Annotated in this window: 1 protein-coding gene; it reads left to right on the top strand. The window is 63.3% G+C overall.

All coding sequences use genetic code 11. The annotated features are described in order from the left end of the window. Positions 1–226 (top strand): VCBS domain-containing protein (locus tag KW825_RS20425; protein ID WP_218330257.1); only part of this gene is annotated, 226 nt, incomplete at both ends.

Genomic DNA, 226 nt, shown 5'->3' with positions numbered 1-226 from the left:
TCAAGGCCGGTACCGGTACCCCGAGTGCCGGCGCTCTGGGCCACCTGACCATCGATACCGCTGGCAAGTGGACCTACAACGTGGCCAACGGCGACGTGCAGTACCTGAAAGAGGGTGAGACCAAGGTGGAGACCTTCACCGTGCACAGTGCCGACGGCACCAGCCACGAAGTGGTCATCACCATCACCGGCACCAACGATCTGCCGGTGATTGCCGGCGACGACCA

Origin of the sequence: Aeromonas sp. sif2433 (assembly GCF_019218705.1) — a bacterium.
GTDB lineage: Bacteria > Pseudomonadota > Gammaproteobacteria > Enterobacterales > Aeromonadaceae > Aeromonas > Aeromonas encheleia.
This window is presented reverse-complemented; position numbering and strand designations above follow the sequence as displayed.